This window comes from Mitsuaria sp. TWR114 (assembly GCF_007997345.1).
The window spans coordinates 1-8,004 of the sequence record NZ_VOSR01000553.1; the positions used below are offsets into that span (position 1 = coordinate 1).

Consider the following 8,004-nt stretch of genomic DNA (forward strand, 5'->3'; position numbering starts at 1 on the left):
GTTCGACGAGGCGCTGCGCGACGATGGGCGGACGGCGGTGAGCGCCTGGCGCGAGCGCGGGCTGGAGGTGCACCTGCTGTCCGGCGATGCACCCGAGCGCGTGGCCGCGATCGCGGACCAAGTCGGCCCGGTGCGATGGCGCGGCGGCGCGAGCCCCGAGGACAAGCTGGCCCATGTGGCGGCCTTGCAGGCCTGCGGCCATCGCGTGCTGATGATCGGCGACGGCATCAACGACGCGCCGGTGCTCGCGCGTGCGCAGGTCTCGGTGGCGAGGACAGGGCGCCGACCTCGCCAAGTCGCGCGCCGACGCGCTGCTGGTGTCGGACCGGCTCGGCGCGATCACCACCGCGCTCGGCCTGGCCCGGCGAACGCGCCACGTGGCGCGCCAGAACCTGGCCTGGTCGGCGCTCTACAACGCGGCGTGCGTGCCGATGGCGCTGGTGGGCTGGCTGCCGCCGTGGGCAGCGGGCCTGGGCATGGCGACGAGTTCGCTGCTGGTGGTGGCCAACGCCGCACGCCTCGGACGCGACACGACCTTCCGTCGGTGAGGCCGCCCCCGACGCCTCGACATCGTTCCGGAACCCGCACATGGACATCCTCTACCTGCTGATCCCGTTCTCGGTCGTGCTGGTCCTGCTGGTGCTGATGGTGTTCGGCTGGGCCGTGCAGGACGGACAGCTCGAGTCGCTGGACCGGGAAGGTCAACGAATCCTCGAGGACGACGCCGGAGCTTGACCGTCATCAACACGCTGGCGAACCAGGCGCCGAACAATCGCCGCCAATCGCGCGAAGAGCGCCTCGAGGAGCCAGCATGGCAAGCAAATCAGAGTCAACGGGAGCACGCGCAGGCGCGCCCAGCTACGAGGACGGCGTGGTCCGCGCCTTCGCGCTGGCGGCGGTGCTGTGGGGCGTGGTGGGAATGCTGGTCGGCGTGGTCATCGCCGCGCAGCTCGCCTGGCCGGAGTTGAACTTCGGCATTCCCTGGCTCAGCTACGGCCGGCTCCGGCCGCTGCACACCAACGCGGTGATCTTCGCCTTCGGCGGCTGCGTGCTGATGGCCACCGCCTTCCACGTCGTCCAGCGCACCAGCCATGTGAAGCTGTTCGCCCCCGCGCTGGCGTGGTTCACCTTCTGGGGCTGGCAGGTCGTCATCGTGCTCGCCGCGATCACCCTGCCGCTGGGCCTGACCACCGGCAAGGAATACGCCGAACTCGAATGGCCCATCGACCTCCTGATCGCCGTGGTCTGGGTCGCCTACGCGATCGTCTTCTTCGGCACGATCGGCGTTCGACGCGTGCGCCACATCTACGTGGCCAACTGGTTCTTCGGCGCCTTCATCATCGCGGTGGCGCTGCTGCACATCGTCAACAGCGCCGAGATCCCGGTCTCGCTGACCAAGAGCTACTCCGCCTATGCCGGCGTCCAGGACGCATGGTGCAGTGGTGGTACGGCCACAACGCGGTCGGCTTCTTCCTGACGGCCGGCTTCCTCGGCCTGATGTACTACTACATCCCCAAGCAGGCGAACCGGCCGGTCTACAGCTACCGGCTGTCGATCGTCCACTTCTGGGCGCTGATCTTCACCTACATGTGGGCGGGCCCCCACCACCTGCACTACACCGCGCTGCCGGACTGGGCGCAGAGCGTCGGCATGCTGTTCTCGCTGGTGCTGCTGGCGCCGAGCTGGGGCGGCATGATCAACGGCGTCATGACGCTCAGCGGCGCGTGGCACAAGCTGCGCGACGACCCGATCCTGAAGTTCCTCATCGTGGCGCTGTCGTTCTACGGCATGTCGACCTTCGAGGGGCCGATGATGTCGATCAAGACCGTCAACGCGCTCTCCCACTACACCGACTGGACCGTCGGCCACGTGCACAGCGGCGCGCTGGGCTGGGTGGGCTTCATCTCGATGGGGGCGCTGTATCACCTCATCCCCCGCATGTACGGCCGCGTGGAGATGTATTCCAAGCGCGCCATCGAACTGCACTTCTGGATCGCCACGCTGGGCATCGTGCTCTACATCGCCGCGATGTGGATCGCCGGCGTCATGCAGGGCCTGATGTGGCGCGCGGTGAATCCGGACGGCACGTTGACCTGGACCTTCGCCGAGAGCGTCAAGGCGACCTACCCGTTCTACGTGGTGCGGCTGCTGGGCGGCCTGCTGTACCTGAGCGGGATGTGCCTGATGGCCTGGAACGTCGTGATGACGGTCCGAGTCGGCCGCCCGGCCCGCCATCCCATTCCCGGCGCCGCGTTCGCGGCCGCCGCCTGAACGCCCGGACCCCCAAGGAGCACGTCATGGCCAATGCCCATGCCCCCGCCACCGGTCACGAGCGCATCGAGACCAGCAACTTCCTGATGATCGTGCTGGTGCTGCTGACGGTGATCGTCGGCGGCATCGTCGAGATCGTCCCGCTGTTCTTCCAGCGCTCGACCACGCAGGCCGTCGAGCATCTGAAGCCGTATTCGCCGCTGCAGCTCGCCGGCCGCGATGTCTACATCCGTGAGGGTTGCTACAACTGCCACTCCCAGATGATCCGCCCGCTGCGCGCCGAGACGCTGCGCTACGGGCATTACTCGGTCGCCGGCGAGTTCGTCTACGACCACCCCTTCCAGTGGGGCAGCAAGCGGACCGGCCCCGACCTGGCCCGGGTCGGCGGCAAGTACAGCGACGAGTGGCACCGCCTGCACCTGACCAATCCGCGGGACCTGGTGCCCGAGTCCAACATGCCGGCCTACGCCTGGCTGTCAGGCGCGGCGCTCGATCCGAAGGACCTCGCGCCCAAGATGCGCGCGCTGCGGACCGTCGGTGTGCCCTACACGGACGAGCAGATCGCCCAGGCCGGCGCCGAAGTCCAGGGCAAGACCGAAATGGATGCCGTCGTCGCCTACCTGCAGGTGCTGGGCACCGCGCTGAAGCCCTGATCGGAGCGCCGTCATGCCTGACATCGATGTGAATGTGCTGCGCTGCGCGGTGACCGTGCTGTCGCTGCTGGTGTTCGCCGGCATCGTGGGGTGGGCCTATGCCCGCCGCAACCGGGAACGATTCGAAGACCAGGGGGCGCTCGTCCTGTCGGACGAGGACGTGGCGCTCCAAGGAGGTCGTCATGAGTGATTTCGTTTCGAACGGCTGGTCGCTGTTCGTGGCCGCTGCCACCGTGCTGGGCCTGGCCCTGTGCCTGGCCCTGCTGATCATCGCCAGCCGCCGCAAGGTGATGGCCGCCGACAACTCCACCGGCCACGTCTGGGACGAGGACATCCGGGAGCTCAACAACCCGCTGCCTCGCTGGTGGATGGTGCTGTTCGTGCTGACGGTGGTCTTCTCGGTGCTCTATCTGGCGCTGTATCCGGGTCTGGGCGGCTACGCCGGTCGGCTGGGCTGGTCGAGCACCGGCCAATTCGAGGCCGAGCAGGCCAAGGCCCGCGAGGCCATGCGGGCGATCTACGCCAGGTTCGACGGGCTGCCGGTGGAAACCGTGGCCAGGGATCCGCAGGCGATGGGCATCGGCGAACGCCTGTTCGCCAACAACTGCGCCACCTGCCATGGCTCCGACGCCAAGGGATCCAAGGGCTTCCCGAACCTGACCGACAACGACTGGCTGTATGGCGGCAGCGGCGAGACCCTCATCGAGACGATCACGCGTGGCCGGGAAGGCACGATGCCACCGATGGCGGCGGCGGTCGGCAACGGCGAGGATGTGCGCAACCTGGCGCATTACGTGCTGAGCCTGTCGGGCAGTCCGCACAACTCGGTGGCGGCCGCGCTGGGCAAATCCAGATTCACCGCCTGCGCCGCCTGCCACGGCATGGACGGCCGCGGCAATCAGGCGCTGGGCGCTCCCAACCTCACCGACAAGGTCTGGCTGCACGGTTGGGGCGAGCCTGCGATCGTCGCGATGATCAACAACGGCAAACACAGCCACATGCCGGAGCACGGCTCCCGGCTCAGCCCCGAGCAGATCCGCGTGCTGGCGGCCTATATCTGGGGGCTGTCTCATGAGCGCCCCTGAGCTCAAGACGATCTCGCTGTATGCCTCCGAGGCGAAGGTCTATCCCCGCGCGGTGCATGGGTGGTTTGCCTTCTGGCGCTGGGCGCTGGTGTGGGCGACGCAGCTGCTGTTCTATGGGCTGCCCTGGCTGAGCTGGAACGGCCGCCAGGCCGTCCTGTTCGACCTGGACGCGCGGCGCTTCCTGATCTTCGACCTGATCCTGTACCCGCAGGACTTCATCTACCTGACCGCCTTGCTGGTCGTGTCGGCCTTCGGGCTGTTCTTCTTCACCGCAGTGGCGGGCCGGCTGTGGTGCGGCTACGCCTGCCCGCAGACGGTCTACACCGAGATCTTCCTGTGGATCGAGCGGCACACCGAGGGCGACCGCGCGGCGCGCATCCGTCTCGACAAGGCGGGCTGGTCGTTTGGCAAGCTGGGGCGCAAGACGGCGAAACACGCCGCGTGGCTGGCCGTGTCGCTCTGGACCGGTTTCACCTTCGTCGGCTACTTCGAACCGATCCGCGTGCTGGGCGAGAACGCCATGCAGGCGGCGCTCGGCGGATGGGAAGTCTTCTGGATCCTGTTCTATGGATTGGCGACCTATGGCAATGCGGGCTACCTGCGGGAACAGGTCTGCAAGTACATGTGTCCCTATGCCCGCTTCCAGAGCGCGATGCTGGATCGGGACACGCTGATCATCAGCTACGACGCCGAGCGCGGCGATCCGCGCGGCCCGCGCTCGAAGAAGGCGGACCTGTCGACGATCGGACTCGGCGCCTGTGTCGATTGCCAGCAGTGCGTCCACGTGTGTCCCACCGGCATCGACATCCGCAAGGGCCTGCAACACGAGTGCATCGGATGCGCCGCCTGCATCGACGTCTGCAACGACGTGATGGACAAGTTCGGCTATCCGCGCGGCCTGATCCGATACGCGACGCAGAACGGCATGCAGCATCGTTGGGGCGCCGCGCGCCAATGGCGACGTGTGTTGCGGCCCCGCGTGCTGATCTACGGCGGGATCCTGCTGGCGGTGTCGGCTGCGCTGGTCTGGAGCCTGGCGGTGCGGATGCCCTTCAAGGTGGATGTGGTGCGCGATCGCGCCGCGCTGGCGCGGGAGGTCGAGGACGGGGTCGTGGAGAACGTCTATCGCCTGCAATTGATGAACGCCGCCGAATCGACGCAGGGGTTCGTGCTGGATGTCGATGGCATCCCCGGCCTGCGGGTCGCCGCACCGACCGGGCGATTGACGCTGGCGCCCGCCGAGGCGCGCTGGGTCACCGTCTCGCTGCGCCTGCCCGCGGAGCAGGCGCGGCGGCTGGGACCGGGCGTGCATCCGATGCGGTTCTCGATCCGCCGGGTGGAGGCGGGCGGCCCGTCGGGGGCCGGCGATGCACGCGAACTGTTCGAGAAATCCACTTTCATGGTGCCGCGATGAGCGCGGCATCCGATCCGGCGCCTCGTCGGCGCCCAGGCCTTCAGCGGGAGCTTCCATGACGACGACACGAATCAACGACCTGGACACGCCGGGCAGCGGTCCCTGGTGGCGGCATCCAATGATGTGGCTGGTGGTCGGCGGGCCCGGCATGGTCGTGGTGGCGGGCGTGGCCACCCTGGTACTCGCGCTGACGCATCCCGACCCCGTCGTCCCTTCGTCGGGCGGCGTCGATCGGAGCGGTGTCGCAGCGGAGGCGGGCGCCGACGCCGCGATGGCGCCCGCGATGAAGGCGCGCAACCACGCGGCGACGGGCGGGCAGACTCCCTGATCGACCTCGGGGTCCGGGCTCGTGCCTACACGGCGCGGCGGACCAGTTGCAGCAGCCGGCGCGGCTTGAGGACGCGCAACTCACGCGCCCGCACCTCCAGCACGCCGTCTTCCTGCATGCGTGAGAAAGTGCGGCTGACCGTCTCCAGCGTGAGCCCCAGATGGCTGCCGATCTCGTCGCGCGTCATGCGCAGCACGACGCTGGAGGACGAGAAGCCGCGTGCGCGCAGCCGACGCATCAGGTTGATCAGGAACGCGGCGACGCGCTGTTCCGCCCGCATCGAGCCGAGCAGCACCATCATGGCCTGGTCCCGCACGAGTTCCCGGCTCATCAGCCGATGGAACTGGCGCTGCAGGCGGTCGAACTCGCGGGTGAGGTCCTCCAGCCGACCGTAGGGAACGACGCACACCTGCGAGTCCTCCAGCGCGACCGCCTGGCTCGCGTGCGCGCCGTCATAGATGCCGTCCAGGCCCAGCAGCTCGCCGGCCATGTGGAAGCCGGTGACCTGATCGCGGCCGTCCTGCGCCGACGCCGAGGTCTTGAAGAAGCCGGTGCGGACGATGTAGATCGCCTCGAAGACGTCGCCGGTCTTGAACAGCACCGCTCCGCGCGCGACCGCGCGCCGATCGCTCACCATGCGTTCGAGCTGCAGCACCTCCGCGGCGGGCAGGCCGGTCGGCAGGCAGATCTGGCGCAGCGCGCAGGTCGAGCAGCTGATCTTGAAGAGGTCGTGCGGCGCGGCAGGGGGCAGGGAAAGTCGGAGGCGGCTCGACATGAGGCGGTCAGGCATGCGAGGAAGCGGCGGATTCTTTGTCGGGGCCCGGCGCCGGCAATGACATCAATCAATGACGATTTGGCAGCAAAGGGTGAGGATCGCCGCCCATGAACCCTGATCCGACCCCGTGGGACCGCAGCATTCCCGATGCCGACCTGCTGCGCCGGTTCGACATCGCCGGACCGCGCTACACCTCCTATCCGACGGCCGACCGCTTTCATGCAGGCATCGATGCCGAACGTCATGGAGAGACGCTGGCGCTGCGCGCGTTCGGCCCCGCGGCGACGCAGCCGCTGTCGGTCTATGTCCACATCCCGTTCTGCGAGTCGGTCTGCTACTACTGCGCCTGCAACAAGGTGGTCACCCGCCACCACGAGCGTGCGGCGGTCTATGTCGACGCGCTGGAGGCGGAAATGGCGCTGGTGCACCGGCGGCTCGGCGCGCGCGCGCTGGTGTCGCAGCTGCATTTCGGCGGTGGCACGCCGACCTTCCTGGCCGACCGCGAGCTGTCGATGCTGATGGCCTTGCTGCATCGCCACTTCCGCCTCGCGGCCGATGCCGAGATCTCCATCGAGGTCGATCCGCGGACGATCGACGTCGCGCGGCTGCGCCACCTGCGCACGCTGGGGTTCAACCGGCTGAGCTTCGGCGTGCAGGACTTCGATCCCGACGTGCAGCGGGCCGTGCATCGCGAGCAGAGCCTGGAGAGCGTCACGGCGCTGATGGGCGCCGCGCGCGACCTGGGCTTCCGCTCGATCAACGTCGACCTGATCCACGGCCTGCCGCGCCAGACGCCCACCTCCTTCGCGCGGACGATCGACCAGGTCGCCGCCTTGCGGCCCGACCGCATCGCGCTCTACGGGTACGCCCACCTGCCGCACCGCTTCAAGCCGCAGCGCCGCATCGACACCGCCGCGCTGCCGCCGGCCCCGGACAAGCTGCGGATGCTGGCCGGCGCCATTGCCGGGTTCATCGCCCGTGGCTACAGCTACATCGGCATGGACCACTTCGCGCTGGCGGACGATCCGCTCGCCGTCGCCAAGCGGGAAGGGCGCCTGCATCGCAACTTCCAGGGCTACAGCACCCAGCCGGACTGCGACCTGGTGGCGCTGGGCGTGTCGGCGATCTCCAAGGTCGGCGCCTCCTTCGCGCAGAACGTCAAGACGCTGCCCGAGTATTACGCCGCCCTTCGCGAGGGACGCCTGCCCGTCGAGCGCGGGCTGACGCTCGACCAGGACGACCTGGTGCGGCGCGACGCGATCATGGCGCTGATGTGCCAGGGCCGGCTCGAGTTCGATCCGATCGAGCGCTCGCACGGGATCGTCGTCGCGGATTACTTCGCGCCGGAGCTCGAGCGCCTGCGACAGTTCGCGGCGGACGGCCTGGTGACGGTCAATGCGCGCGGCGTGCAGGTCACGCCGATGGGCTGGTTCTTCGTCCGGGCGGTGGCGATGGTGTTCGACCGCTACCTGAAGGCG

General features: G+C 68.5%; 9 protein-coding genes and 2 pseudogenes. 10 read left to right on the forward strand and 1 reads right to left on the reverse strand.

The genetic code is table 11. From position 1 onward, the window contains the following. Nucleotides 1–37 precede the first annotated feature (37 nt). The 9 genes and pseudogenes from FUT87_RS30910 to FUT87_RS19195 form a co-directional block, all read left to right on the forward strand. Nucleotides 38–211 (forward strand): annotated as a pseudogene (locus FUT87_RS30910) (hypothetical protein); the annotation flags it as partial. Between the two features lie 40 nt (nucleotides 212–251). Continuing rightward, complete coding sequence (locus tag FUT87_RS30915) at nucleotides 252–548, forward strand: hypothetical protein (protein ID WP_255511923.1); 297 nt, start codon at nucleotides 252–254, stop codon at nucleotides 546–548. Nucleotides 549–588: 40 nt separating this feature from the next. Further along, the gene (gene ccoS / locus FUT87_RS19165) at nucleotides 589–735 is read left to right on the forward strand and encodes a cbb3-type cytochrome oxidase assembly protein CcoS (protein WP_091732264.1); all 147 of its coding nucleotides are present in this window, start codon (nucleotides 589–591) and stop codon (nucleotides 733–735) included. 76 nt (nucleotides 736–811) lie between these two features. Next, nucleotides 812–2,271: pseudogene (gene ccoN, locus FUT87_RS19170) on the forward strand (cytochrome-c oxidase, cbb3-type subunit I). A 26-nt stretch (nucleotides 2,272–2,297) separates the two neighbouring features. Then, entirely contained in the window at nucleotides 2,298–2,924 is a 627-nt protein-coding gene (gene ccoO / locus FUT87_RS19175; RefSeq protein WP_091732274.1) for a cytochrome-c oxidase, cbb3-type subunit II, read from the forward strand. Nucleotides 2,925–2,937: 13 nt separating this feature from the next. Further along, nucleotides 2,938–3,114 (forward strand): cbb3-type cytochrome c oxidase subunit 3, encoded by a 177-nt coding sequence (locus FUT87_RS19180; protein WP_147242059.1) that lies wholly within the window; start codon nucleotides 2,938–2,940, stop codon nucleotides 3,112–3,114. After that, nucleotides 3,107–4,009: a cytochrome-c oxidase, cbb3-type subunit III gene (gene ccoP, locus FUT87_RS19185; protein WP_147242060.1), complete on the forward strand. Its 903-nt coding sequence runs from the start codon at nucleotides 3,107–3,109 to the stop codon at nucleotides 4,007–4,009. The genes FUT87_RS19180 and ccoP overlap by 8 nt, the downstream gene beginning before the upstream one ends. Then, the gene (ccoG, locus tag FUT87_RS19190) at nucleotides 3,996–5,423 is read left to right on the forward strand and encodes a cytochrome c oxidase accessory protein CcoG (protein ID WP_147242061.1); all 1,428 of its coding nucleotides are present in this window, start codon (nucleotides 3,996–3,998) and stop codon (nucleotides 5,421–5,423) included. Before ccoP ends, ccoG begins: the two co-directional genes overlap by 14 nt. A gap of 55 nt (nucleotides 5,424–5,478) precedes the next feature. Continuing rightward, nucleotides 5,479–5,751 (forward strand): hypothetical protein, encoded by a 273-nt coding sequence (locus tag FUT87_RS19195; RefSeq protein WP_147242062.1) that lies wholly within the window; start codon nucleotides 5,479–5,481, stop codon nucleotides 5,749–5,751. 25 nt (nucleotides 5,752–5,776) lie between these two features. Here the strand turns inward: FUT87_RS19195 and FUT87_RS19200 are convergent, their stop codons facing one another. Further along, nucleotides 5,777–6,526 carry a cyclic nucleotide-binding domain-containing protein gene (locus FUT87_RS19200; protein WP_147242063.1) on the reverse strand — a complete coding sequence of 250 codons (750 nt, stop codon included), beginning with the start codon at nucleotides 6,524–6,526 and terminating at the stop codon, nucleotides 5,777–5,779. Between the two features lie 107 nt (nucleotides 6,527–6,633). On the opposite strand from FUT87_RS19200, the gene hemN reads away from it, so the two are divergent. Next, on the forward strand, nucleotides 6,634–8,004 hold a 1,371-nt coding region (gene hemN, locus FUT87_RS19205; RefSeq protein WP_147242064.1), incomplete at its 3' end, for an oxygen-independent coproporphyrinogen III oxidase.